Annotated in this window: 22 protein-coding genes; 6 read left to right on the top strand and 16 right to left on the bottom strand. The window is 61.0% G+C overall.

Annotated features, from left to right (window positions below; translation table 11 throughout):
- Positions 1-3: 3 nt before the first annotated feature.
- Together ACNAZS_RS15810 and ACNAZS_RS15805 are read left to right on the top strand one after the other, a co-directional pair.
- Complete coding sequence (locus ACNAZS_RS15810; RefSeq protein WP_415790977.1) at positions 4-2,124, top strand: lytic transglycosylase domain-containing protein; 2,121 nt, start codon at positions 4-6, stop codon at positions 2,122-2,124.
- The gene (locus tag ACNAZS_RS15805; RefSeq protein ID WP_415790975.1) at positions 2,124-3,293 is read left to right on the top strand and encodes a CCA tRNA nucleotidyltransferase; all 1,170 of its coding nucleotides are present in this window, start codon (positions 2,124-2,126) and stop codon (positions 3,291-3,293) included. Before ACNAZS_RS15810 ends, ACNAZS_RS15805 begins: the two co-directional genes overlap by 1 nt.
- Here ACNAZS_RS15805 and ACNAZS_RS15800 read toward each other — a convergent pair.
- From ACNAZS_RS15800 to ACNAZS_RS15790, 3 genes are all read right to left on the bottom strand, one after another.
- Positions 3,279-4,475 (bottom strand): class I SAM-dependent methyltransferase, encoded by a 1,197-nt coding sequence (locus ACNAZS_RS15800; protein ID WP_415790973.1) that lies wholly within the window; start codon positions 4,473-4,475, stop codon positions 3,279-3,281. The two genes, ACNAZS_RS15805 and ACNAZS_RS15800, sit on opposite strands and share 15 nt — an antisense overlap.
- Before the next feature lie 125 nt (positions 4,476-4,600).
- Positions 4,601-6,427 carry a DEAD/DEAH box helicase gene (locus tag ACNAZS_RS15795; protein ID WP_415790971.1) on the bottom strand — a complete coding sequence of 609 codons (1,827 nt, stop codon included), beginning with the start codon at positions 6,425-6,427 and terminating at the stop codon, positions 4,601-4,603.
- 276 nt (positions 6,428-6,703) lie between these two features.
- The gene (locus ACNAZS_RS15790) at positions 6,704-7,465 is read right to left on the bottom strand and encodes a uracil-DNA glycosylase (protein ID WP_415790969.1); all 762 of its coding nucleotides are present in this window, start codon (positions 7,463-7,465) and stop codon (positions 6,704-6,706) included.
- Between the two features lie 124 nt (positions 7,466-7,589).
- On the opposite strand from ACNAZS_RS15790, the gene ACNAZS_RS15785 reads away from it, so the two are divergent.
- Positions 7,590-8,117, top strand: a complete 528-nt coding sequence (locus ACNAZS_RS15785; protein WP_415790967.1) for a hypothetical protein — start codon at positions 7,590-7,592, stop codon at positions 8,115-8,117.
- A gap of 17 nt (positions 8,118-8,134) precedes the next feature.
- On the opposite strand, the gene ACNAZS_RS15780 is transcribed toward ACNAZS_RS15785, so the two are convergent.
- From ACNAZS_RS15780 to ACNAZS_RS15730, 11 genes are all read right to left on the bottom strand, one after another.
- Positions 8,135-9,151, bottom strand: coding sequence for an amino acid ABC transporter substrate-binding protein (locus tag ACNAZS_RS15780; RefSeq protein ID WP_415790965.1), 1,017 nt, complete (start codon positions 9,149-9,151; stop codon positions 8,135-8,137).
- A gap of 146 nt (positions 9,152-9,297) precedes the next feature.
- Positions 9,298-9,762: an HIT family protein gene (locus tag ACNAZS_RS15775; RefSeq protein WP_415790963.1), complete on the bottom strand. Its 465-nt coding sequence runs from the start codon at positions 9,760-9,762 to the stop codon at positions 9,298-9,300.
- On the bottom strand, positions 9,759-10,217 hold the full coding sequence (locus ACNAZS_RS15770; protein ID WP_415790961.1) for a GNAT family N-acetyltransferase: 459 nt from the start codon (positions 10,215-10,217) through the stop codon (positions 9,759-9,761). The genes ACNAZS_RS15775 and ACNAZS_RS15770 overlap by 4 nt, the downstream gene beginning before the upstream one ends.
- A 15-nt stretch (positions 10,218-10,232) precedes the next feature.
- Positions 10,233-11,702 (bottom strand): polyphosphate:AMP phosphotransferase, encoded by a 1,470-nt coding sequence (gene pap / locus ACNAZS_RS15765; protein ID WP_415790959.1) that lies wholly within the window; start codon positions 11,700-11,702, stop codon positions 10,233-10,235.
- A gap of 86 nt (positions 11,703-11,788) precedes the next feature.
- On the bottom strand, positions 11,789-13,054 hold the full coding sequence (locus ACNAZS_RS15760) for a phenylacetate--CoA ligase family protein (protein WP_415790957.1): 1,266 nt from the start codon (positions 13,052-13,054) through the stop codon (positions 11,789-11,791).
- Between the two features lie 90 nt (positions 13,055-13,144).
- Complete coding sequence (locus ACNAZS_RS15755; protein ID WP_415790955.1) at positions 13,145-14,005, bottom strand: ABC transporter ATP-binding protein; 861 nt, start codon at positions 14,003-14,005, stop codon at positions 13,145-13,147.
- 54 nt (positions 14,006-14,059) lie between these two features.
- A complete protein-coding gene (locus ACNAZS_RS15750) occupies positions 14,060-15,394 on the bottom strand; it encodes an ABC transporter substrate-binding protein (protein WP_415790953.1) in 1,335 nt (444 codons plus the stop codon).
- Positions 15,395-15,503: 109 nt separating this feature from the next.
- Positions 15,504-16,568 (bottom strand): branched-chain amino acid ABC transporter permease, encoded by a 1,065-nt coding sequence (locus ACNAZS_RS15745; protein ID WP_415790951.1) that lies wholly within the window; start codon positions 16,566-16,568, stop codon positions 15,504-15,506.
- Between the two features lie 10 nt (positions 16,569-16,578).
- Positions 16,579-17,508, bottom strand: coding sequence for a branched-chain amino acid ABC transporter permease (locus ACNAZS_RS15740; RefSeq protein WP_415790949.1), 930 nt, complete (start codon positions 17,506-17,508; stop codon positions 16,579-16,581).
- A gap of 18 nt (positions 17,509-17,526) precedes the next feature.
- Entirely contained in the window at positions 17,527-18,324 is a 798-nt protein-coding gene (locus ACNAZS_RS15735) for an ABC transporter ATP-binding protein (protein ID WP_415790947.1), read from the bottom strand.
- A 3-nt stretch (positions 18,325-18,327) separates the two neighbouring features.
- A complete protein-coding gene (locus ACNAZS_RS15730; RefSeq protein ID WP_415790945.1) occupies positions 18,328-20,307 on the bottom strand; it encodes an AMP-dependent synthetase/ligase in 1,980 nt (659 codons plus the stop codon).
- 171 nt (positions 20,308-20,478) lie between these two features.
- On the opposite strand from ACNAZS_RS15730, the gene ACNAZS_RS15725 reads away from it, so the two are divergent.
- Positions 20,479-21,180: a Crp/Fnr family transcriptional regulator gene (locus tag ACNAZS_RS15725; RefSeq protein WP_415790943.1), complete on the top strand. Its 702-nt coding sequence runs from the start codon at positions 20,479-20,481 to the stop codon at positions 21,178-21,180.
- A 56-nt stretch (positions 21,181-21,236) separates the two neighbouring features.
- Here the strand turns inward: ACNAZS_RS15725 and ACNAZS_RS15720 are convergent, their stop codons facing one another.
- A complete protein-coding gene (locus ACNAZS_RS15720) occupies positions 21,237-21,872 on the bottom strand; it encodes a LysE/ArgO family amino acid transporter (RefSeq protein ID WP_415790941.1) in 636 nt (211 codons plus the stop codon).
- A 126-nt stretch (positions 21,873-21,998) separates the two neighbouring features.
- Here ACNAZS_RS15720 and ACNAZS_RS15715 point away from each other — a divergent pair, with 126 nt between their 5' ends.
- Both ACNAZS_RS15715 and ACNAZS_RS15710 read left to right on the top strand, forming a co-directional pair.
- A complete protein-coding gene (locus ACNAZS_RS15715) occupies positions 21,999-22,904 on the top strand; it encodes a LysR family transcriptional regulator ArgP (protein WP_415790939.1) in 906 nt (301 codons plus the stop codon).
- Between the two features lie 47 nt (positions 22,905-22,951).
- Positions 22,952-23,440, top strand: coding sequence for a copper chaperone PCu(A)C (locus tag ACNAZS_RS15710; protein ID WP_415790937.1), 489 nt, complete (start codon positions 22,952-22,954; stop codon positions 23,438-23,440).
- A 53-nt stretch (positions 23,441-23,493) separates the two neighbouring features.
- Here ACNAZS_RS15710 and ACNAZS_RS15705 read toward each other — a convergent pair whose 3' ends face one another.
- A complete protein-coding gene (locus tag ACNAZS_RS15705; RefSeq protein WP_415791444.1) occupies positions 23,494-24,207 on the bottom strand; it encodes a YggS family pyridoxal phosphate-dependent enzyme in 714 nt (237 codons plus the stop codon).
- Positions 24,208-24,392: the final 185 nt, after the last annotated feature.

Genomic DNA, 24,392 nt, shown 5'->3' with positions numbered 1-24,392 from the left:
GCGATGCAGCAGTGGCTTGAATCAAGACGTTATCAGAAATCTGCGGCCTCCGAGTCTCGTCGATCGGCTAAGCCGGCTCGTCGACGCGCGCAACTCGGTCGTTGGCTGCCTGTCGCCTTGGCCTTGTTCACGGTCTCGTGCACGTCCGTCGATGCACAGCAAGGGCATGGCGCGTCGGGCCAGGGGCCCCGGCCAAGGCTACATGTGCCACCCGTCAAACTGGCTGGGCTGCCTCCTACGGCACAAACGCCGGCATTCCAGGCCGTCCTGGCCGCGCGCGATGCCAATGCTCGTAAGCAGTGGTCCGTGCTGGGCTTGGCGGCGGCCCAGGCGCGTGGGGATGTGTTGGGCGCCTATCCTGAGTACTGGTTGCTGAATTATCAGGTATGGAACGCCCCGACGAGTGCGTTTCCTAAAGCCGACGTGACCCGGTTTTTGCAGGAAAACGATGGTACGTATCTGGCTGAGCGCTTGCGCGGCAATTGGATTTTGTCAGCCACGCGTCGCGGGGATTTCGAAACCGCAAGCAAATTAAGCGAGGCGCCGACTTCGGGCACGCAAACCCAGTGCGCTGTGCTGGAGGCGCGTCACATGACGGGGCAGCGTACCACCGCAAAACAGGCACAGGCCGCGTTTAGTCCCGGCAAGGACTGCTGGAACTTGTATGACCAGCTGGTTGCCGACGGTGTCCTCGGCTGGGCTGAAATTCAGCCGCAATTACGTGCGGCCATCGAAACGAACGAGGTGGCGGATGCCCGGAGATTTGCCGGGTATCTCTTCGACACCAAGGATCAAAAATCCTACGATACGCTGATGAAAAACCCGATGCGATGGTTGACTCGCCAAGATCACCAGCGAATCGGACGTAACGAAAAGGAGCTCGCCACGTTGGCGCTGGCGCGCTTGGCGCGGCAAGATATGAGCGTCGCTGACGACTATCTGCGACGCGAATGGGCCAATAACCTGCCTAAGACCAATTTGGCCTGGGTACGCAATCAGTATGCGCTGATCGCCGCGTTGAATCTCGATAGCCGTGCCGACGGCTGGTATCGCGAGGCGGGCACAACGATTCCGTTGACGGAGTACAACGGTCCCTGGCGCGTGCGTTCGGCGCTGCGTCAGCCCAAGATCGACTGGCGTTGGGTGATGACGTCCATCGAACAGATGCCCGCATCGCAGCAAGCAGAGCCGGTCTGGGTGTACTGGAAAGCCCGTGCCGAGGCCGGTCGAGGGCGTCACGACGCTGCGCGCAAGGCCTATGCGAGCATCGCAGATCAGTATAATTTTTACGGGCAACTGGCGGCTGAAGAGTTGGGGCGCAGCATTACGGTACCCGAGCGCCCTGCACCCATGACCAACTCGGAAATGAACGAAGCCCGTGCCAACGGCAGTCTGCGTCGCGCGGTGCATTTGTTCCGACTGGGGTGGCGATCCGAGGCGGTCGGCGAGTGGAATTTCGCGTTGCGAGGGATGTCTGATCGACAGCTATTGGCCGCGGCGGAGCTGGCTCGCGCCGAAGACATCTACGATCGAGTAGTCAATACTTCCGAACGCACCGAGGGCGAGGTCGACTTCACGCAACGCTATATTGCGCCCTTCGAGGGGCGGGTCACGGCTCAGGCGAACGAGATCGCGCTGGACCCGGCCTGGGTCTATGGCCTGATTCGCCAGGAGTCGCGCTTTGTGATGAACGCGCGTTCGCATGTGGGGGCGTCGGGGTTGATGCAACTGATGCCGGCGACAGCAAAATGGGTGGCACGTCGGATCGGCATGGCGGATTTCACGTCCTCTAGCGTCAACGATTTCGATACCAACACCAAACTGGGCACCAACTACCTGAGCATCGTGCTCAATGACCTGGACGGTTCGCAGGTGCTGGCCACGGCGGGCTACAACGCGGGCCCGGGGCGGCCGAAGACGTGGCGCTCTACACTCTCGCACCCCGTCGAAGGCGCCATTTTTGCGGAGACGATTCCGTTTACGGAAACCCGCTTGTACGTCAAGCATGTGATGTCCAATGCGACCTACTATGCCGCGATGTTCTCCGGTCAACCCCAGTCGCTGAAAGCGCGTTTGGGACAGATCGACCCGAACGGCTCCATGCGTACGGCCGAGGCGCCGTAATGGGGGACGTGCACGTCTCGTCGTCGTTAACCGCGGCTGTTCAAGGCTTGGCCGACGATCCTATCGTGGCGGGTTTGCAGGTGTATATCGTCGGTGGGGCTGTACGCGATGCCTTGCTGGGCTTGCCCGCGGGTGATCGCGACTGGGTCGTCGTGGGCGCGTCGCCCGAAGACATGGCAACCCGCGGCTTTATACCGGTAGGCGGGGATTTTCCCGTGTTTTTGCACCCACGCACCAAAGAGGAATATGCGCTGGCGCGTACCGAGCGCAAGTCGGGCCGGGGTTATAAGGGCTTTACGTTTTATACCGGGATCGACGTGACGCTGGAACAAGACCTGCTGCGCCGTGATCTCACCGTCAACGCTATTGCCTGTACGCCGCAGGGGGCGTTGCATGATCCGTTGAATGGTGTGCGGGACGTGCGGGCGCGCGTGCTGCGGCATGTGGGCGAGTCGTTTGTCGAGGACCCCGTGCGGATCCTGCGCCTGGGGCGCTTTGCAGCGCGTTTTGCCGATTTCACGGTGGCGAACGAGACGTTGGCGTTATGCCAGCGCATGGTTGACGCGGGGGAGGCGGATGCCCTGGTACCTGAACGGGTCTGGAAAGAGTTGTCGCGTGGCCTGATGGCGGCGACCCCTTCGCGCATGCTGGAGGTATTGGTGCAATCGGGCGCGCTGGCGCGCATCATGCCGGAGTTGCAAGCGGTGGACACGGTAGGCGGCGACCTGGATCGTGCCGTGCAAATGACGCTGCCGCTACCCGGTCATTACGCCTTGTTGTGCCGGCTGACGCCTGACCGTGATGCGTTGAGTCGCCGTTTGCGCGTGCCCACCGAGTGTGCGGATCATGCCCGTTTGCTACCCAAAGTGCTTGATCACCTCGGAGCGATCTCGCCCGACGCACAATTGGCCTTGATTGAGCAAACCGATGCCTTGCGCAAGCCCGAGCGGTTTATCGCGCTATGGGAAACGGCAGCCGTGGTGGGCAAGGTGGACGTCGCCGTCTGGCGCCAGCGGCTCGAACGGGCACGCGGGGTGGATGCGGGCGCCATTGCCCGGCGATTCACCGGTAACCCCGAGGAAATCAAGCGCGCTGTGCGCGATGCGCGCTTACAGGTTTTGGTGGCCTTGCACTCAGAGGGCCCTGCGTCGGTATCAAAGAGCCGCTGATCGGTCCGCGCGTTTGAAACCCTGCAACGGGGTCTGAATGCCGCGCCCGACAGCCAGTACTTTGAATAGCTCTCCCATCTCGGCTTCGCTGAGCAGCTTTTGGACGGGAGCGACGACTTGCGCGTAACGCCGCGCGTCTGCCGGATCGTATTGCGCCAAGAGCTCGGCCAGGCCGGCATTCATCAAAAATCGGGCCTGCGAGGTATAGCCCAGGACTTGCAGGCCGGCCTCATGAGCGGCATCAGCCATGGCCGTGAAATCCACATGCGCAGTGATGTCCTGTACCCCCGGGGCGATCAAGGGATCCGCGTGGGCGTGATGGTGCAGATGGCACATGAGCGTACCGCCGGCACGCTGCGGATGGTAGTACTCGCTGCGCGGAAAGCCATAGTCCAGGAGCAGGGCGGCGCCCTGCGTCAGCCAGTGTCCCATCGCCTGCATCCAGGCCTCGGCTTGTAAATTGATTTCGGACACATAGCCCGGTAAGCCAGGCATACGGGCCGCCACGGCGTTGGCAAGCGCGGGCCCGGCGGGCCGATCTTCCCAGGTAAATTCCCCGTTCGCGTCCAGCGCCACCCCGCGTTCCAGTACGGTTGCCTCATCCCCCCAGCAAAAGAGCGAGACGGGCATGGCATCCAGAACTTCATTGGCCAATACGCAGCCCGCAAAACGGTCTGGCAGCGCATCGAGCCATTGCACGCGCTCGCCATACGGTGCCAGACGCGTTTGCTGGCGTGCCCGCAGGTCGGCCGAGACTTCGATAATGCGATATTGCGCAGTGATCCCGAGGTCGTCCAGACCGGTTAATACGCTCTCGGCCAACGCGCCGGACCCCGCGCCAAACTCGAGGACGGTGTGAGTATCGGTGTCGTTCAGAATCTGAGCCACTTGCCGGGCGAGGGTGTGGCCGAACAAGGGCGTGAGCTCAGGCGCCGTCACAAAGTCACCCAGCGCGATCGGTGTGCCACGCGCATCGGTCGCGTCCGATGAGGCTAGCTTGACGGCGCTCGCCGCGTAATAGCCCAGGCCTGGCGCGTACAAGGCCTGCGCCATCCATTGATCGAAGGGCAGCCAGCCGCCCGCTGTCTGAATGGCTAGTCGTAAATGAGCGGCCGTACGGGCACTATGCTGTGCGCTATCGGAATCGAGTGCGGGAAAAGAGGAGGTAGCGGAGCGTTGCATAGGCGTTATTGTCCCATGTCGACCGCGTATGCCAGACCCGAACGTGACACTGCCCGCCGTATCCGTCGGGTGACGGACAGAGCGGGCAGTGGCAGACTTGAACGGCTGGCTAGTGCTTGGCGAATTTAGTCGCGACGCGCGCCGGCAGGCTTGCTGTGGCGCTTGGCGGGACCACCATCACGTTGGGCAAACGGCTTGGTCGAGGGACGAAAGCCGGTGGGGCGACGGTCTGCACCGCGGAATTCTCCGTCGGTACGGGGACGGAATTCACCGCGGGGTTGAAATTCACCACGTTGGCCTTCACGTTGCGGGCGGGCACCAAGGCCGGCTGCAGCCGGACGGGCGTCACGGTCGGCGCGCCAATCGTTGCTCTTGGGGCGATCGCCATAGGCACGCGCCGGGCGGAATTCGCGATCGCCAGCGGGGCGGGCCGAACGCTCGTCATTGCCGCGCCAGCCGCCTTCGCGCGGTTGGAACTCACCACGCGGGCTGTCAGTACGCGACTGGGCATCACCACGAGGCTTGAACTCACCGCGGGGTTTGAAATCGCCACGGGGCTGGAATTCACCGCGAGGTTTAAAGTCGCCACGAGGCTGGAATTCACCACGGGGCTTGAAGTCGCCACGGGGCTGAAATTCGCCGCGGGGCTTGAACTCACCGCGAGGACCGCCTTCACGGGGGCCGTCGGCGCGTGCGCCACCATGGCTGCGTCCTTCGCGGAACTGCGGGCGATCACCGCCAAAGCCGCCGGGGCGCTTGCCAAAGGGCTTGCCACCACGGCTGGCACCGCCGCCCGCGAAGGGACGCGGTGTGCGTTTGGGTTCGAGACCGGCGATGATTTCCGGCGCGATCGGCTGGCCGATGTAGTGTTCGATACGACGCACTTTGTGGCGTTCGGCGTGCGTAGCCAGCGTAAATGCCTGGCCGTCGCGGCCGGCACGGCCGGTACGACCGATACGGTGCACGTAGTCTTCGGCTTGCATCGGCAGGTCGAAGTTGACGGCGTGGCTGATCCCCTGCACGTCGATGCCGCGCGCGGCGACGTCCGTGGCAACCAGAATACGCAGTTGGCCGCGTTGCAGTTGCGTCAGGGTGCGCGTGCGTTGGCGCTGATTCATGTCACCATGCAGTGCCGCGGCGGCAAAGCCCTGGTCGGCCAGGCGATTGGCCAGATCGTCAGCGCCACGCTTGGTGGCGGTAAAGACGATGGCCTGATCCAGCTTGGCGTCGCGCAGCACGTGATCCAGCAATTGCATCTTGTGGCTAGCATCGTCCGCGTACAGCAGGCTTTGCGTGATATTGGTGTGCTTGTCTTTCTGGCCTGCCAGTTCGATACGTTGCGGATCGCGCATCATGGCCGAAGCCAGCTTGGCCACGGTGCCGTCCAGCGTCGCCGAGAACAGCAACGTTTGGCGTTCTTGGGGCAGGCGGGCAACGATGGTTTCGATGTCTTCGATGAAGCCCATGTCCAGCATGCGGTCGGCTTCGTCCAGCACCAGGGTGTGTACCGTGCTGAGCTTGACGCGGCCGGCCTTCAGGTGATCGAGCAGGCGACCCGGGGTGGCGACCAGTACGTCAACGCGGCGCGACAGCGCCTTGAGTTGGGCGCCGTAGGGCATGCCGCCGACGACGGTGGCAGTACGCAGGCCCGGCAAATTACGGCCATAGGAACTCGTGGCATCGGCGACTTGAAGCGCCAGTTCACGGGTGGGGGTCAGTACGAGTACTTGCACGCCCACGCCCTTGTTGGCGGATTGGCCGGCGATGCGGTTCAGTGCCGGCAACATGAAGGCGGCGGTTTTGCCGCTACCGGTTTGCGAAGACACCATCAAGTCCTGGCCAGCCAGTGCTTGAGGAATCGCCGCGGCTTGTACAGGGGTGGGTTCAGAAAAACCAGCGTCTTGTAGGGCCGACAACAGAGTGGGAACCAGGCCCAGTGTTTCAAAAGACATTACTTGTCCTTACCGCGCAAAGCGGCGCATGTGCCGAGATAGCCGAGAAAGGGGGCGGCAGTATCCGGGCGACGGTTGATGGAGCATCGGGCCGACCGGATCAACCGTGCGCACGGCGCGTTATAGAGAACGCGAGGCGGAAGGAAAGGAGGTCAGGAATCGATGGTGTTCGGCATAAAGTCGGGTGACATCCCCGACAGGCTATGACTGCGAAAACCAATCGCGCAATTAAGCGCGTATGAAAAATGCCAGAACAAAATTTGTGCAGTGCCGCGACTATAACCCGAATTCTTGTTGGCGTACAGGAAAAGAATTTTCTGTGCTCCAGTCAATAGGGGATTTTCCCTGATCGAGCAGCCATGCGTTGACTTGGGCAAAATGCCCGCAGCCTATAAAGGGGATCGGAGGGCGTCGCGCCGAGAGGGGCGAGGGATGATTGGCCGTCAGTACCAGGTGTCCGGCGTTGCTGGGAAGCAACACTTGCTTTGCCTGGGCATGCGCGCCCCACAGCAAAAAGGCCTTGGGCACGGGGTCGTGCGCCACCAGGCTGATCAATGCGTCGGTGACGGTCTCCCAGCCGCGTTTGGCGTGGGACGCGGGTTGGCCGTCTTCGACCGTCAGTGAGGTGTTCAAGAGCAGGACCCCTTGATCGACCCAACGGGACAGGTCGTTGCCTTGCGGCAGCGGCGTCCCGGGAAAGTCCTGGGCGATCTCAGTGAATATGTTACGCAGGCTGGGGGGGCGTTTGCAGTCGTCGGGCACAGAAAATGCCAGGCCCTGCGCCTGGCCGGGGCCATGGTACGGGTCCTGGCCCAGAATCACGACTTGGACCTCGGCGGGAGTCAAGCCGTCCAGCGCCCGAAACGGGGTGGCTGGGTAGACGATGGCGCCCGCCTCTAACCGTGTTTCGACATAAGCGGTGACGTCCGCGAAGGCCTGAGCAACGCTCGGGCGTCGAAAGGCGGCCTGCCAAGCCGTCGGGAGCTGGCTGGCCTGTGTGGTCAGGGTATTTTTCTGCAAGCGATTGTCGTGTGCCATGGGCGAATTTTTGCACAAGACATCGCTGTCGCCCGGGAGTAAAGTAAGACGAGTGGTACCGGCTTGACGCGATGGGGTATTGACGGCCGTCGCTATCTCGCCGCTTTTTTCAGGAAAGACGATTATGAAGTTCCCATTTTGGCGTGCGGCGGTCGTGGCTGCCGCCCTGGCCGCCTGCAGTGGGCAGGTTTTTGCCCATGGCCATTATTACGGTGGTTATTATCGCTCCGGCTGGTGGATTGGCGGGGCCGCATTACTGGGCGCCGGGGTTGCGTTGGCGCTCAGCAGCGGCCCGCGTTATGGCTATAGCGGCGTGACGTACAGCTCGCCGCCTATGTATTATCCGCCGCCAGTGTATTACTCGTCGGTCCCATATGGAGGGTCATCCATCACCTATGCGACTCCGACACCCTCGATACGATATGCGGCGCCGCGGATCGCCTCATCTAGCTTGAGTGTCGTGGCCTACCCGGCCAAGGGGCAAAGCGAGTCGCAGCAGATGCAAGATCGCCAGGCGTGCGAAAACTGGGCAATGAATCAAAGCGGGCTCGATCCTGCAAACATCACCGAATACACCACCAGTGCGTCCGCGCAGTCGTACACACGCGCCATGGGCGCGTGCTTCAAGGGACGGGGCTACAGCATCAATTGATGCGATAGTGCCACGCGCTAGCGAATAGGCAGGGCGTACAGCAGTCCGCCCTGCGTCCACTGCGCGTTCAGGCCGCGAGCGATCTTGAGCGGGCTGCCCATGCCCACGTTGCGCTCAAAACTTTCACCATAATTACCGACCTGCTTGATGATTTGGTAGGCCCATTTTTCATCCAGGCCCATATTGGCGCCGGCGCCGGGCGTTACACCCAGGATGCGCTGGATATTGGGGTTGGTGCTTTTGGCTTGCTCGTCCACATTGGCCGAGGTGATGCCGTACTCTTCGGCCGCGATCATCGCCGATAGTGACCAGTGGACGATGTTCAGCCAGCGATCGTCGCCCTGGCGTACAAATGGGCCCAGTGGTTCTTTGGAGATGATTTCGGGCAGCACGACGTAGTCATCAGGATTTTGCAGCTTGGAAATCCGGATCGAAGCCAGGCCCGAGGCGTCTGTACTAAAAACGTCGCAGCGACCGGAGGCAAAGGCGTTGACGACCTCGTCGAACGTCTCCATGACGACCGGTTTGTACGTGACATCGTGGGCGCGCGCCCAGTCCGCCAGCGTATTTTCATTGGATGTGCCGGTTTGCAGGCAGATCGTGGCGCCGCTGAGTTCGGTCGCTTTTTGGACACCCAGGGATTTGGGAACCAAAAAGCCCTGGCCGTCGTAGAAATTGATCCCCGCATGAATGATACCGAGCGCGGTATCGCGCTGTTGGGTGACGGTCGTATTGCGCGTCAGCACATCGATTTCGCCCGACTGCAGCGCCGTAAAGCGTTGCTGTGAATTGAGCGGGACGACTTTGATTTTGCTGGCATCGCCAAAGACGGCGGCAGCGACGGCACGGCACAGATCCACATCCAGGCCGCGCCAGACGCCCTGGGCATCGGGGGCCGAGAAGCCGGCAAAGCCTGTCGTCGTGCCGCAGCGGACCTCACCGCGTTCTTTGACCACATCCAGTGTGGCGGCCTGTGCGCTGGCGAGTGCGCCGAGCGCCAACGCGGCGCCGATTAGTCCTCTTACGATCTTCATGGCGAATTTTCTCCTGCTAGCCAAGTTCGTGAACGGGCAGCCTGTATGGGGCGAAGCCGAGAGAGTAGCGGCCTTGGGGCCGCTTGCCAAATAACCGTATTGCATAATGACACGCGCTTGACGCTATGAGCGGCTGGTCGTGCCCATTAGTGCCATAGTAACGCGTCCATTTTTTCGATGAGGCGATTGCGATAACGGGGCAAGAGTTCTTGAAGGTGTGCCTGTCGCGCGTGCCATTCTGGCGGTTCGGCGCCCGCGGCGACGCGTGGTGTCGCCCAGATGGCGTCCGGAAAATGCCGGTCGCCGCGCCAGCGCGGAATCACGTGCCAATGAAGGTGAGGCACCATGTTGCCCAGCGATGCCAGATTGACCTTGTCGGGCGCGAGTATCTCGCGTTGCGCTTGTTCTATGTTGTATACCGCACGCATCAACAAGTCTCGCCCATGGGTCGAAAGGTTAGTCATTTCCGCCAGATGCGCGTGCCAGATGACGCGCGTAAACCCCGGATAATCGACATCGCCGACTTCGATGATGCGCAGGTGCGGGCCGCGCCAGAGTACGCTGCCACCGTCTTCGCGGCAGAGCGGGCAATCAGGGTCGCGTGCGCTCACAGGGTCTTCCGGTATTGAATGAAACCAGGTTGATCCGCCACGCGGTCGTAGAGGTGCCGGGCCGTCGTATTCGTTTCGTGTGTCAGCCAATATACGCGAGCCGCATTGGCCAGGCGAGCCTGAGCGTAAACATGTTCGATCAGGTGGCGGCCATGCCCGCCACCGCGGACGTCGTTGGCAACGAACAGATCTTGCAGATAGCAGTAATCGCCCGGTGTCCAGGTCGAGCGATGAAATATCCAATGTACGAGACCGACGGCGCGGCCTTCGTGATAGGCCAGCGCCGCGTGTATCGGCTCGGCCGGATCTAGTATGCGTGCCCACGTGGTGTGGGTAGCGCTGTCCGGGATATCGACCTGATAAAACGCTTGATAGCCTTTCCATAACGGCAACCAGGCATCGAAATCAGTATCGGAAACAGGACGGATATCGGGTGTTTTGGGTGAGGTGGTCATGGCTCGGGCGTGGGGCTAGAGGGTTTTTTCCATCGCAGTGACAATGTCCCGCAGGACTTGTACGCGGGCGTGGCGTTTGTCATTCGCCGCAATGAGGTGCCAGGGGGCGTCATCGGTATCGGTGCGCGCCAGCATATCGTTGGCGGCCTGGGTGTATAGATTCCATTTTTCGCGATTGCGCCAATCGTCTGGGGTGATTTTGAAGTTCTTGAATGGCGAGCGCTCGCGCTCGCGAAAGCGCTTGAGCTGTTCTGCGGGTGTGACGGCCAGCCAGAACTTCAGCACGATGGCGCCGTGTCCGGCGAGTTGGTGTTCGAAGTCGTTGATCTCGCCATAGGCGCGCCGCCACGCTGCACTCGAGGCGAGGCCCTCGACCCGCTCGACCAGCACGCGGCCATACCAGGACCGATCAAAAATAGCGATGCGGCCCTGACGGGGCAGGCGACGCCAGAATCGCCACAAATACGGATGTGCCAGTTCGTGGTGCGAGGGGGCACTGATCGGATGGATGTCGACTTGGCGCAGGTCCAGCGCGTGCGTGACGCGACGGATGGCGCCGCCTTTACCGGCGGCATCCTGCCCTTCGAACGCCAGCACCAGCGAGCGTTCTGCGAATGCTTTGGATCGCACGGCGTGCGCGAGTCGGCCTTGTAATTGCGAAAGTTCGGACTCGTAGTCGTCTTTATCCAGCGTGGCGCTGTAGTCGAGTTGCGCGAAACGGTCGGGACTGCGGCGCCGGGTCTCGCTGGATGCCGTGAATACCTGTGACTTGGGTGCGCGCGGGCGTTGCTCGAGGGCATGCAGGACGGTCTGCGCGGTGCAGACGGCGCGCATGTGTTCGTCGGCACTGGGGATGACGGTCCACGGGGCATGTGGAGCGTTGAGCAGACGGATGACGGTATCGCCTGCCTGGCAGATTCGGTCGTATTTTTTTTGGACTTTACGATCCGCCTCGGTGACCTGCCAGGCGGTTTCAGGGTTGGACAGCAAATTCTTGGTGCGCTTGGCTTGGGCCTTGGCCGACAGGTGATACCAAAGCTTGATGATCTGTATGCCGTCGGCGGTCAGGCTGGCCTCAAAGCGGTTGATGGTGTCGACGTACTCGGTGAGCCGCTGTGCCCGGGGTTTTTTGCGGGCAGCCTCACGCAGCAAGGGCAAATACCAGGATCCGAACACAATGCCCGTTTTGCCCTTGGCGGGCATTTCGTTCCAGTATCGCCAGAGCGGTGGGCGTTCTTGTTCGTCGTGTGTGGGTTCGCCAAAAGCCAGGGTGTGAATATGGCGAGGGTCCATCCATTCGTTGAGCAAATTGATCGTGGCGCCTTTGCCCGCGCCGTCGATGCCGGCGACGACGATCAGCAGGCCGCGATCCTCACGTTTGAGCTGACGGTACTGCGCTTTGAGCAGCGCGGTGCGCAAGCGCGTTTCTTCTGCTTCAAAAACCTCTTTGGACAGGGCGGGATCGGACTGGGCTTCGGCAAACATAGGCGAAAGGCTCGGCAAATGACGCGATGGCCTTGATGGTGCAACATATCTGTCTGAGGCACAAGCGTATCGGCACGAGAGTCCAGTCATTCATACGAGCGTACGTCGTCAATGACCTTGCCATCATTTGGCAGGCTACCCGTATCGACCCACTGCACATCGGTACGCAGTTTGGTGATATCGCGTGTCGATGAGGCGATGCGCTCGGCCAGGACATCCGAGTGTTCCGCGGCTTCGACGTGCAGCACCATGCGGTCACTGCCCATTTGTCCGCTGACGATCAATCGCGCCCGGGTGATTTCCGGATGGCGAGCCAGGACTTCGGCGACCTGGGAGGGATGGACGAACATGCCCCGAACCTTGGTGGTCTGATCGGCACGTCCCATCCAGCCCTTGATGCGCAGATTGGTGCGTCCGCAAGGCGACGCACCGGGCAGCACGGCGGAAAGGTCGCCGGTGCCAAAACGCACTAACGGGTAGTCCGGATTCAGTGTGGTGACGACGACTTCGCCGACCTCGCCGATCGGCACGGGTGTGCCGGTGCCCGGCCGGACGATTTCGAGGATGATCTCTTCGCCCACAACCAAACCTTCGCGCGCCGGTGTCTCAAAGGCGATCATGCCGAGATCGGCGCTCCCGTAGGCTTGGTAACCGTCAATGCCACGAGCGGCGAGCCAATTACGCAGCGAGGGCGGAAAGGCCTCTCCCGACACGAGCGCGCGTTGTAGCGAGGGTAGGGTCACCCCCAGCTCATCGGCCTTTTCCAGGATGATTTTCAGAAAACTGGGTGTACCTAGATAACCGCTGGGCGCCAAGTCCGCGATGGCGCGAACTTGCTGCTCGGTCTGGCCCGTACCGCCGGGAAATACCGTGCAACCCACCGCATGGGCGGCAGTCTCCATCATCGAGCCCGCCGGCGTGAAGTGATAGGAAAAACTGTTGTGGGCGAGCTCGCCGGGCCGAAAGCCCGCCGCATAGAGCGCGCGTGCAAAACGCCAGTAGTCGGCACGACTGCTTTCGGGCTCGTAGATGGGACCGGGCGAGGCAAAGACGCGCAGCGCCTTCCCCCATCCTATCGTTGAAAAGCCACCGAAAGTCTTGGTAGCGCTGGCCGTCGCCGTGCTGCCGCGGCTGTGCTGCTGTTTTTCCAGTAGTTCATGTTTGCGTAACACGGGCACAGCCGCCAGGGCCTGTCGCGAGGTCACATCGCGCGGGTCGATACCGTGCAGTTGTTCGGCGATGGCGGGCGCGCCCGACATCGCGCGTTCAAGCACGCCGGGCAATGCCGTCATCAAATCGTGTTCGCGCTGTTCCGGTACGCGAGTTTCCAGTGCATCAAAAAACGCGGGCATGTGGTCGCACTCTATGAAAGGCCGGGAGGCGTAAATAACAGCAATACGGCGTCAGCCATAAAGCCGGATGAAAAAACAGACTAGGCGGGATCAAGCCAGCCAGCGCTTTCGGCGCCGGTAGAATTTGTTGTCCCGGAAGCTCTTGCGTTCGCCGCTGGCAATACCCAGGTAGAACTCCTTGACGTCTTCGTTGCTGGCGAGTTCGGCCGCGTCTCCGTCCATCATGACGCGCCCGTTTTCCAGGATGTACCCATAATCGGCGTAGCGCAGTGCAATATTGGTGTTTTGCTCGGCCAACAGAAAACTCACGCGTTCTCGTTGATTCAGGTCCCGCACGATTTCGAAGATTTCTTCGACGATCTGCGGAGCCAGGCCCATGGAGGGTTCGTCGAGCAGGATCATGTTGGGGTCGGCCATCAATGCACGGCCGATCGCCGTCATTTGCTGTTCGCCGCCCGAGGTATAGCCCGCCTGACTGGCGCGGCGCTGCTTCAGGCGTGGAAAATACTGATATACCCGATCCAGTGCCGCCGCCATGTCGCCGCGGTTCAGATCACGGGTATAAGCGCCCGTCAGCAGGTTTTCTTCGATCGTCAGGTGAGCAAAGCAATGCCGGCCTTCCATGACCTGTACGACGCCCCGCCGCACGAGTTCGGACGGTGATAGCCTCTCAATACGCTGGCCCCGATACTGAATCGTGCCCTTGGTCACGTCGCCGCGCTCGCCTTTGAGCAGGTTGGACACGGCGCGCAGGGTGGTTGTTTTGCCTGCGCCGTTGGCGCCCAGCAGCGCGACGATGCGGCCCTCGGGCACTTGCAGCGACACGCCCTTGAGCACCAGGATGACGTGGTTGTAAATGACTTCGATACCGTTGACGTCCAGCAGTAACTGGGGGGCGTCTGTCGCGGTGGGCGAAGCCGGGGCGGTGTGGGCGGCGTGTGGAGCAGTCATGAGGGTTCCTGCGAGGTAGCCGCCCGCGCACCCGGCGCGAGCGGCTGGTTTACATCAGCCTTCGCACTTGCGAGGCGTGATGTTCTTCTCTTTGGCGTATTTGGCCGCGGCCTCTTCCACCAACGGCCTGGTTACCGACTTGTCGGATTGATACCAGTCGGAGACCACCTTGAACGCCTTGCCATCCCATTGCACGATGCGCGCCCAATCGTCACCCATGTGGTTTTCGCACGAGGTCTTCACAGGGCGCATGATGTCGCCAAAGCCGAGTTCGTTCAGGCGTTCCTGAGTGAGATTCAGGTTTTCAAAACCCCAGCGCACTTGTTCCGGCGTCATGTGCTTGCCCTTGCCGAACTTTTCTTGCGCAGCACGGATGGCTTCGACCTGGAGCATCGAAATCATCATGCCTCGGGTATGTGCGATGGTGCCCAGCGTGTTGCTGCCGGACGAGTCGGAACCTTGTCCTTTGTCGTACACGTACGTCTTCAGGTCGTCGTAGACCTTGCCGCGGGCTGCGCTGTTGTGGATCGTGATGGCGTTGTAGCCCTTGGCCACGTTGCCCAGGTCCTTGACGTCGCCCTCCGAGCCTGCCCACCAGATGGCGTACATTTTGTCGCGCGGAAAACCCGTACCCTGGGCTTCACGAATCGCGGTCGGCGTCATGATCCCGGCGCTCCAGAGCAGCACGTAATTGGGGCGCGACTGACGAATTTGCAGCCATGTCGATTTCTGTTCGACGCCCGGTGCCGTAACGGGGTAGAGCAAAAGCTCGAATCCTTCCTTGGCGGCACGCTTTTGCAGCAAAGCGATTGGTTCTTTGCCATAGGGCGAGTCGTGGTAGACCAGCGCGATCTTCTTGCCCTTGAGTTTGTCCAGGCCGCCTTCTTTTTTGGCGATGTCCTGGATCATGACGTCGGCCGCTGTCCAGTATGTGCCGAGCAACGGGAAGTTCCATTCGAACACCTTGCCGTCGACTGACTGGGATAGCCCGTAGCCCATGGTTTCGACGGGCACTTTGTCCACGACGGCCTTGTCGGTCACGGCGAAGGTAATACCTGTCGATTGGGTGTCAAAGCCCGATGCGCCGCCGCCCTTGGCTTTCAGGCGCTCGTAGCATTCCACGCCGCGATCGGTCGCGTAGGCGGTTTCGCATTCCTCGTAGGTGATTTTGACGCCATTGACGCCGCCATCGCGCGCGTTGACGAGTTTCAGGTAGTCCAGCTTGCCGTCGGCCCAGGGTATGCCCAGCGGCGCAAACGAGCCGGTGCGATACACCAAGAGCGGAACGAATTGCTCTTCGGCCGCCAGCGCTGGCGCGGCGGCTGATAGGGCGCCAGCGGCGGCCAGGCAGGCCGCTGCCCACTTCAGGTTAAGACGCTTCATCTCCATTTACCTCCTGCTTGGTGTGGTTCACACCAGGATTGGCCCGGTCTGAGGCCGGGTAGTCAAAGAGGTTGTCGTGCAGTGCATGGCACGGCAACCGGGAACAGATGCACCGTCAGTGCGGGAAAGGCCAAATTCGCAGTTTCTCTTTCGCAATGCCCCACAGGCGCGCCAGCCCGTGGGGCTCCGCAATGAGGAAGAACACAATCAGCGCGCCGAACACCATGTGCTCGATGTGTGCCGCGGTATCTACCGACAACGAGAGTCCGAGGATATGCGGCACGTTGGTCAGGGCCACGGGGACCAGCACGATAAAGGCAGCGCCAAAGAAGCTGCCTACGATGGAGCCGAGCCCGCCAATGATCACCATGAATAACAGCTGGAACGAGCGCGCCAGATCGAACGCCAGGGGCTCCCACGAACCCAGATGGATGTAGCCCCACAATGCGCCAGCGACACCCACGATGAAGGAGCTGACGGCAAAGGCTGTGAGCTTGGCGTACATGGGGCGTATGCCGATCACGGCGGCAGCCACGTCCATGTCGCGGATGGCCATCCATTGGCGGCCGATGGCGCCACGCACCAGGTTTTTAGCCAGCAGGGCAAAGACCACCACGAAGCACAACACGAGCACATAGCGTTGTACTGACGTCTGTATCGGCATGCCGAATACGCTCAGTGGTGGCACCGATACGCTGCCTGACGACGAATAATTCGTGAAAAACGGAATGCGCAAGAACGCCCAGTCGACAAAGAACTGCGCGGCGAGTGTGGCGACGGCCAGATACAGGCCGCGTATCCGTAAACTGGGGATGCCAAACAACACGCCCACCAGCGTGGCAAAGCAACCCCCTAGCAAAATCTGTATGACCAGCGGCATGCCGGGAAAGCGGACACCGAAGTTCCAGGCCGCATAGGCACCGACGGCCATAAAGGCGCCTGTGCCGAGCGAGATCTGGCCGCAATACCCCACCAGGATGTTCAGGCCAACCGCGGCCAGTGACAAAATCAGAAAGGGAATCAGAATGGCGCGCAGCATATAGTCGCTGGCCAGTAATGGCACGGCGACGAACGCGACCGCCAGCAGCAGCACGACAAAGATGCGGTCCTGGCGGATCGGGAAGATCTGCTGGTCGGCGCGATAGCCGGTCTTGAATTGGCCGTTTTCGCGATAGAACATAGTGTTTCCCTTAGACCCGATCGATGATTTTTTCGCCGAACAGCCCTTGTGGGCGGAACAGCAGGAACACGAGCGCCAACACGTAGGCGAACCAGATTTCGATACCACCGCCCACAAGTGAGCCCAAATAGACTTCGGACAGTTTTTCGCCGACGCCGATGATGAGGCCCCCCAGAATGGCGCCAGGCACTGAGGTCAGTCCGCCCAGAATCACGACCGGCAGGGCGCGCAATGCCGCGGTCGACAAGGTGAACTGCACGCCGAACTTGGATCCCCAGATAATGCCGGCGACGAGGGCGACCAGGCCGGCGACGCTCCAGACGATGATCCAGATGCGATTCAGGGGAATACCGATGGATTGCGCGGCCTGATGGTCATCCGCGACGGCGCGCAGCGCTCGGCCGGTGCTGGTGTACTGGAAAAAAATGGCCAGTGTTGCGACCAGCAGGGCGGCCACGACGGCGGCCGTCAGATCTTCCAGGTTGATCAGGATGCCACCCTCGAATACCGAGTCGAGGATAAAAGCAGGGTCTTTCGGCATGCCGACATCGATGCTGTAGACGGAGCTCCCAAAAGCAATCTGGCCCAGTCCATCCAGGAAATAGCTGATGCCCAGCGTGGCCATTAATAACGTCGTGGCTTCTTGGTTGACCAGGTGGCGCAGAACGTAGCGTTCGATGACGATGGCCAGCACGAACATCAAAATGGCGCTGATGATGAAGGCCAGGACATTGGCAAGCAACAGGTTTTCAAATCCCAGCCATGCCGGTATCCATTCCGAGAAGCGCGCCATCGACAGGGCGGCGACCAGCACCATCGCACCCTGTGCGAAGTTAAAGACGCCCGACGCCTTGAAAATCAGAACAAAGCCCAGGCCGATCAGCGCATACATCATGCCGCTCATCAGTCCGCCGAACAAGGTTTCTAGAAAAAATCCCATGTCTCTTTCGCCTTGGTTCTAGTGCGATACGCCCAGGTAGGCCTGGATGACGGCTTCGTTGGCACGCACCTCATCGGGCTTGCCGTCGCCGATTTTTTTTCCGTAATCCAGGACCACGACCCGGTCCGAGATGTCCATCACAACGCCCATGTCATGCTCGATCAGCACGATAGTGGTGCCGAATTCGTCATTGACGTCCAGAATAAAGCGGCTCATGTCCTGCTTTTCTTCGATATTCATCCCTGCCATCGGCTCATCCAGCAACAGTAGGCGCGGCTCCATGGCCAGGGCTCGGCCCAGGTCGACGCGCTTTTGCAAGCCATAAGGCAGACGGCCCACTGGCGTTTTGCGATAGGCCTGAATCTCGAGAAAATCGATGATGTTCTCGACAAACTCGCGGTGACGAATTTCCTCGCGCTCGGCGGGACCCCAACGAAATGCCTGGGCGAGCAGGCCCGTTGTCATGCGCAGGTTTCGGCCGGTCATGATGTTGTCCAGCACGCTCATACCCTTGAACAGGGCCAGATTCTGAAAAGTGCGCGCGATGCCCATTTCGGCCGCTCGGCGCGGGTTCATCCGCGTGTAGCGCGTGCCCTCGAATTCGATGCCGCCCTGTTGCGGGGTGTACACGCCGTTGATGACATTCAGCATCGAGCTCTTTCCCGCGCCGTTGGGCCCGATGATGGCGCGCACTTCGTGCTCACGGACATTGAAGGAAATATCGGTGAGCGCCTTTACCCCTCCAAAAGACAGGGAAATGTTCTGCAGGTCGAGCATGACCTTGCCAATGCGCTGGTCGCGATTTGTGTGGCTCATAATCTACGCGGCCCGGGCAGCGATGGGGGGAAAGGTTTTGACGGTGCGAATTTTTAAATCCGCCGCGATCTTGCCGCTGCGGCCATCTTCGAACTTCACTTCCGTCTCGATGTATTGCGAGTCTTTCCCGGCGAACAGCGCTTCGACCAAGACCCCGTATTTCTGTGAAATAAAAGCACGTCGAACTTTGCGCGTACGGGTCAGTTCGTCGTCGTCGGGGTCGAGTTCTTTATGCAGAATCAGAAAACGGCCGATCTGCGAGGCGGCCAGCTTGGGGTCGCTGGCGAGATCGGCATTCGTTTGCTCGATACACTCCGCCACCAGTTGATAGACCTCGTCCCTGCCTGCCAGATCGGTATAGCCCGCGTAAGGCAGGCCACGTCGTTCGGCCCAGTTGCCCACGGCCTCGAGGTCGATATTCACAAAGGCGCAAACGTGATCCCGATCCGCGCCAAAGGCCACGGCCTCTTTGATGTGGGGAAAGAACTTGAGCTTGTTTTCCAGGTACTTTGGCGCGAACAGGCTGCCATCGGCGAGCTTGCCGACATCTTTGGCGCGGTCGATGATTTTCAATTGACCATCGGTATCCAGATAGCCTGCATCACCGGTTCGATACCAACCATCGGCATCACGCGCCTCGGCCGTTGCATCAGGGTTGCGGTAGTACTCTTTGAACAAACCCGGACTCTTGATCAGAATTTCACCGTTCTCGGCAACGCGAATTTCGACGCCGCTGACGGGCGGTCCGACGGTATCGTCACGGACTTGGCCATCGGGTTGTACGCACACGAAAACCGAGGTTTCGGTCGAACCATATAGCTGTTTTAAGTTGATGCCGATGGAGCGATAGAACACAAACAGATCCGGGCCGATCGCTTCGCCCGCGGTGTAGGCGACGCGTACGCGGCTCATCCCCAGCGCATTGCGTAGCGGTGCGTAGATGAGCGCGTTGCCCACTGCATAGCACAGGCGATCCCAGAGGCCGACTGACTCGCCATCCAGAATGCGTACACCCACGCGACGGGCCAGTTTCATGCAGGTCTGGAACAGGCTGCGTTTGATGCGGCCCGCGTCTTCCATGCGGATCATGACGTGCGTGAGCAGCGCCTCCAGCACGCGTGGCGGCGCGAAGTAATACGTCGGGCCGATATCGCGCATGTCGATCGACACGGTTTCGGGAGACTCGGGGTGATTCACCGTAAAGCCGCTGACCAGCAACTGCGTATACGAGAACATGTTTTGGCCGATCCAGGCGGGCGGCAGGTAGGCCAGCACGTCCTCCTGGTCGGTCAGCTTTTCCAGTTCGGCGACGGCGCGCGCACGGTCAATCAGGGCATGATGCGTTAACACGACGCCTTTGGGTTTGCCCGTCGTGCCGGACGTATAAAACATGGCGGCCGCATCATCGGGCTGCACCGCGGCGACGGAGGCCTCGAAAAAATCGGGGTTCTGGTCGGCGTGCTCCTGGCCGATCATTTCCAGTTGGTCGAACGAGCGCAGCATGGGATCGGCGTAATGCCGCAGACCGCGTGGATCGTCATAGACCACGTGTGCGAGATCCGGACATTGCACGCGCACGTCCAGCATCTTGTCGACCTGCTCTTGGTCCTCGACGACTGCGACGGTGACGCTGGCATCTTGCAAGACATAGACCATTTCCTGGGCGACAGCGTCTTGATAGAGCGGCACGGGAATGGCGCCCAGTGCCTGGGCTGCCATCATGGCAATATAGAGACGCGGCCGGTTTTCGCCGATGACCGCAACGTGCATTCCTGGCCGGATCCCCAACGTCGCCAAGCCATGCGCGGCCAGACGGACCTCGCGAGCGACGTCGCTCCAGGTCAGGGTTTGCCAGATGCCCAGGTCTTTCTCGCGTATGGCGGGCCGCGACCCGCGTACGTTGGCATGCTGCAGGAGCAGGCCAGGAAAGGTGCTGGGTGCGGTCGACGTTTTGCCGTCGGCTGCGGGCTGTGAATGCACCACGTTGTCTCCTCCGGTTTGGGAGCCGCTGGTCCGGAGATCAAGCTGGCGGCTTGAACTCCGGGGCGACTCTTGACCAGTTCATTTTCGATGTACGGCAACAGTAAGGTATAAGCTTGGTGAGTTGCCAACTGTCACGATCACGACATTCCAAGAATATTTAGGGTATTCCCGATGCAATTAGCCGATTCCCTCCAGCTTGCCGCCGCCTGGTTTCGTGTTTTGACCGACGAGCAACGATCGCGAGTCGAACGGGATATCGCGGTGCAGTCTGTGCAGGCTGGTTCGATAGTAGAGCGCAAAGGGGAATTTGCACAGGTTTGGATCGGCGTGTTGGCGGGTCTGGTGAAGGTGTCGGTCGGCAATGCTGACGGTAAGGTTGCGTCGTTGACTGGTGTGCCGGCCGGCGGCTGGATTGGCGAGGGGTCGCTGCTTAAGCGTGAAATTCGCAAATACGATGTGGTGGCGTTACGCGACTCGGTCATCGCGCGCATGCCGGCCGCGACGTTTGAATGGCTGCTGGATACGAGTATTCCGTTCAATCGTTATTTACTGCATCAATTGAACGAACGGGTGGCTCAGTTCATCGGCAAGGCGGAGTACGACCGTTTATTGGATCCCGACGCACGGGTGGCGCGTTGCCTCGCGGAGTTGTTCAATCCCTTGTTGTATCCCGGAATGGGGATGCGGTTGACCATCACGCAAGAAGAGGTCGGTTATTTGGCCCGTGTCTCGCGCCAGCGCGCCAATCAGGCACTGGGCAAACTGGAGGAAGCCGGGTTGCTGCGAGTGGAGTACGGGGCGGTGCGGGTCCTGGACCTGGATGGGCTCAAGCGCTATGGCGCGGACGCCGTGAGCGGCATCGGTGCGGCATAGATTCCGATGGATGAGGCAATGCCGCTGGGCGTATGACGGGATGAGGGGCGTGGCGCTCAGGCCAAGCCATCGAGTGCCAACCGTATGGCCAGTGTGGCCATGATCAGCGCAATCGCGCCATCCAGGATGCGCCAAGCCCTGGGATTCAGAAAGTACGGCGCAAACAGGCGCGACCCTGCGCCCAACACGAGGAGCCACAGCACGCTGGCGGTCACCGCACCCGCGGCAAAGGCCAGACGCTCGTCGTCAAAACTGTGTGCCAGCGAGCCGAGCACCATGATGTCCAGCCAGAAATGCGGATTCAATAGCGTAAAGCCCGCCGCGGCCAGCAGGGCGCCGGTGCGCGAGGGGACGGCGTGCTGAGCGGCGTGCAGGCCGCCTTGTGTCCGAATGGCGCGCCGCGCCGATTGCAAGGCGTACCAGGCCAGGAAGACCACGCCGAACCACAGAATGACATGCGTTAGCCACGGAAACCAGCTCACCACTGCTTGCAGGCCCCACACGCTGGAGAAAATAAAAATGCCATCCAGCAGGGCGCAGATCGCCAGAATGCTGAATAAGTGGGCACGTACCAACCCCTGCCGCAGAATAAATGCGCTTTGTGCGCCGACGACGGCGAACAGCCCTAGCCCGGTGGCTGTGCCACTGGCCCAGGCAGTCAGGGCAGCAGAGGAGGAGGCGAACGTGAACATCTCGGGGATCCACAAAATAGCGCCGCAGCGACGCGCTTCGGCCAGAGAGCGTATTTTGGCTTGGGTGTAATATGAAATAAAGCTAATTTTCTTTAAGTGAATTAAGTTTTTCTAATGTAAAGAGTCATGAAAATTGATCACGGCAATCTGCGTGCCTTGGCCGCCGTGGTGCGCGAGGGCAGTTTCGAGCGTGCGGCCGCAGCGTTGAATGTGACGCCGTCGGCCGTGTCACAACGCGTCAAGCTGCTGGAGGCCCGGATGGGCCGCCTGCTTGTGCAGCGCACGGTGCCTGCGATGGCCACCGCCGACGGGCAAGTATTGGTGCAGTTGGCGGATCAAACGGCGCTGCTGGAGCATGACGCGTTAGATCGTTTGGGCCTAGAGGGTGACACGCTGCCGCAGATCAGCCTGACCGTGGCGGTCAATCACGATAGCCTGGAAACCTGGTTTATGAATGCGGCCCGGCATTTTGCCGCGCGCAGCCGGGCCACGCTGGATCTGCGATCCGAGGACCAGGACCATACGGCGGCCTTGTTGCGCAACGGCTCGGTGTTGGGCGCCGTGACCGCATTGGCGGATCCGGTTCAAGGGTGCCGTATTCATGCCCTGGGCAGTATGCGTTATGTGGCGACGTGTACGCCCGAGTTTCATGCACGGTATTTTGCGGCGGGGGTCAGTGCGCGGACACTGGCGGCGGCGCCAGTGCTGGTGTTTAACCGTAAAGATGCCATGCAGCACCGATTTGCACGCAAGGTCATGGGGGACGTCCCCTGGCAGCCGCCTGTGTGGTGGCTGCCGTCGTCACGGGCGTTTGTGCAGGCGACGCGGGACGGGCTGGGGTGGACGATGAATCCGCTGCCGTTGATTCAGCATGCGTTGGATGCCGGGCATTTGATTCCGCTGCGTGCACGCGCGACGGAGGATGTCCCGTTGTATTGGCAGCACTGGCGGGTAAACTCTCAGGCCATGGAGGCTTTGACTCAGTCGGTCTTGGCCGCGGCTGCCGATGGTGGTTTGATTCGGCGGCGTTAACCCGTCAGTGCTTTCGTTGGGACTGGCAGCTTTACGGAGACGTTCCTATGCAATTTCGTCAATGGGCACTGGTTGCCGCTCTGAGCCTGTGCGCGGCCCCCGCAGTGTGGGCGCACGATTACAAGGTCGGGCAGATTGAGGTCGACGACCTTTGGGTGCGGGCGTCTGCGCCGGGACAGTCTAATGGCGCGGGCTATATGGAGATCGATAACGATGCCACGGCGCCGGATCGTCTACTGTCGGTAACCTCTGATGCCGCCGAGCGCATTGAGTTGCATACGGTGCAAACCGACAATGGCGTGGCACGGATGCGGCACCTGCCCGAGGGGGTGCCAGTGCCGGCGGGGGGCGATGTCGCGTTGAAGCCGGGCGGCTATCACGTCATGTTCATGAAACTGAAGCAACCCTTTGCCGAGGGGGCCGAGGTGCCCGCGACGCTGAAATTCGAGAAGGCTGGCGAGGTGGCGGTGAAGTTCGAGGTCAAGCCTATCGGGCATCACTCCGGGGCGAGCCATGAGTCGCACATGAAGCACTAACGTCGTCCGGTATTCGTCGGGCGGCAGGCCCGCCGGACAGGCAGGGTGACGCGTTATTGCGGGTACTGCCTCGCACCAAAAATGGCGCTGCCGATGCGGACTTCGGTAGCGCCTTCTTCGATGGCGATTTCGAAGTCGCCACTCATCCCCATGGATAATCTGTCGAGCCGTACGCCATCGATGGCCAGGGTTTTTAGGTGATCGTGTAGTTCGCGCAGGGCACGAAAGCACGCACGCACGGCTTGGGTGTCGTCGGATTGCACCGCCATGGTCATCAAGCCCTGGATGTGCAGGGCGGGGCAGTCGCGGGCGAGTGTGCGCAGAAAGTCGGCTGCGCTTTCGGGCGGCAAGCCATATTTGCTGGGCTCTGGCGAGGTTTTGATTTGCACGAGGACGTCGATTTCCCGGCCCTCGGTTTCCAGGCGGCGTTGTAGGGCGTGCGCGAGTTCGAGGCGGTCAAGTGACTGGACTTCGGCGACATCGCGTGCAGCGTCTTTGGCTTTGTTGGTCTGTAGATGGCCGATCATGACCCACTGGAGATTCAGTTCTGCCAGGTCGCCGGTTTTTTGACGGATTTCCTGTGTTTTGTTTTCGCCGAAGCGGGTGAAACCCAAGGCAGTGGCTTCGCGTATGGCGTCGGGCCCGAAGGTTTTGCTGACGGGCAATAACGTGACGCTGCCGGCGGGCCGGCCGGCCCGGGTGCAGGCGGCATCCATGCGTTCGCGAAGTTGCGCGATGCGGGCCGCCATGTTGTCGTCGAGGCTCATGATGACTGTGAGATTCGGTGCAAAGACGTCATGATAGTCGCGGTGGGTGACGTGTGGTGCTGTTGTGCTGTGGCGGCGGGGTAGTTCTGTTGACGCCCGTGCTTCCCGTTCATAGCCCCCGCTGGCCAGATCGCCACGGCTCGGCCCAACCAGGGGCCTCGGCCNCGCTGCGCGNGGCTGCCCGT

Origin of the sequence: Bordetella tumulicola (genome assembly GCF_965138755.1) — a bacterium.
In the GTDB taxonomy this organism is placed as follows: domain Bacteria; phylum Pseudomonadota; class Gammaproteobacteria; order Burkholderiales; family Burkholderiaceae_B; genus Bordetella_A; species Bordetella_A tumulicola.
This window is presented reverse-complemented; position numbering and strand designations above follow the sequence as displayed.

Excerpts from the sequence above, each read along its gene's own strand:
- ACNAZS_RS15745 (WP_415790951.1), bottom strand. The coding sequence starts at position 16,568 with ATGTTCTATCGCGAAAACGGCCAATTCAAGACCGGCTATCGCGCCGAC.
- pap (WP_415790959.1), bottom strand. The coding sequence starts at position 11,702 with ATGTTTGCCGAAGCCCAGTCCGATCCCGCCCTGTCCAAAGAGGTTTTT.
- ACNAZS_RS15710 (WP_415790937.1), top strand. The coding sequence starts at position 22,952 with ATGCAATTTCGTCAATGGGCACTGGTTGCCGCTCTGAGCCTGTGCGCG.
- ACNAZS_RS15780 (WP_415790965.1), bottom strand. The coding sequence starts at position 9,151 with ATGAAGATCGTAAGAGGACTAATCGGCGCCGCGTTGGCGCTCGGCGCA.
- ACNAZS_RS15805 (WP_415790975.1), top strand. The coding sequence starts at position 2,124 with ATGGGGGACGTGCACGTCTCGTCGTCGTTAACCGCGGCTGTTCAAGGC.
- ACNAZS_RS15760 (WP_415790957.1), bottom strand. The coding sequence starts at position 13,054 with ATGCCCGCGTTTTTTGATGCACTGGAAACTCGCGTACCGGAACAGCGC.
- ACNAZS_RS15750 (WP_415790953.1), bottom strand. The coding sequence starts at position 15,394 with ATGGAGATGAAGCGTCTTAACCTGAAGTGGGCAGCGGCCTGCCTGGCC.
- ACNAZS_RS15785 (WP_415790967.1), top strand. The coding sequence starts at position 7,590 with ATGAAGTTCCCATTTTGGCGTGCGGCGGTCGTGGCTGCCGCCCTGGCC.
- ACNAZS_RS15735 (WP_415790947.1), bottom strand. The coding sequence starts at position 18,324 with ATGAGCCACACAAATCGCGACCAGCGCATTGGCAAGGTCATGCTCGAC.
- ACNAZS_RS15740 (WP_415790949.1), bottom strand. The coding sequence starts at position 17,508 with ATGGGATTTTTTCTAGAAACCTTGTTCGGCGGACTGATGAGCGGCATG.
- ACNAZS_RS15810 (WP_415790977.1), top strand. The coding sequence starts at position 4 with ATGCAGCAGTGGCTTGAATCAAGACGTTATCAGAAATCTGCGGCCTCC.
- ACNAZS_RS15790 (WP_415790969.1), bottom strand. The coding sequence starts at position 7,465 with ATGGCACACGACAATCGCTTGCAGAAAAATACCCTGACCACACAGGCC.
- ACNAZS_RS15720 (WP_415790941.1), bottom strand. The coding sequence starts at position 21,872 with ATGTTCACGTTCGCCTCCTCCTCTGCTGCCCTGACTGCCTGGGCCAGT.
- ACNAZS_RS15725 (WP_415790943.1), top strand. The coding sequence starts at position 20,479 with ATGCAATTAGCCGATTCCCTCCAGCTTGCCGCCGCCTGGTTTCGTGTT.
- ACNAZS_RS15795 (WP_415790971.1), bottom strand. The coding sequence starts at position 6,427 with ATGTCTTTTGAAACACTGGGCCTGGTTCCCACTCTGTTGTCGGCCCTA.
- ACNAZS_RS15800 (WP_415790973.1), bottom strand. The coding sequence starts at position 4,475 with ATGCAACGCTCCGCTACCTCCTCTTTTCCCGCACTCGATTCCGATAGC.
- ACNAZS_RS15770 (WP_415790961.1), bottom strand. The coding sequence starts at position 10,217 with ATGACCACCTCACCCAAAACACCCGATATCCGTCCTGTTTCCGATACT.
- ACNAZS_RS15705 (WP_415791444.1), bottom strand. The coding sequence starts at position 24,207 with ATGAGCCTCGACGACAACATGGCGGCCCGCATCGCGCAACTTCGCGAA.
- ACNAZS_RS15755 (WP_415790955.1), bottom strand. The coding sequence starts at position 14,005 with ATGACTGCTCCACACGCCGCCCACACCGCCCCGGCTTCGCCCACCGCG.
- ACNAZS_RS15715 (WP_415790939.1), top strand. The coding sequence starts at position 21,999 with ATGAAAATTGATCACGGCAATCTGCGTGCCTTGGCCGCCGTGGTGCGC.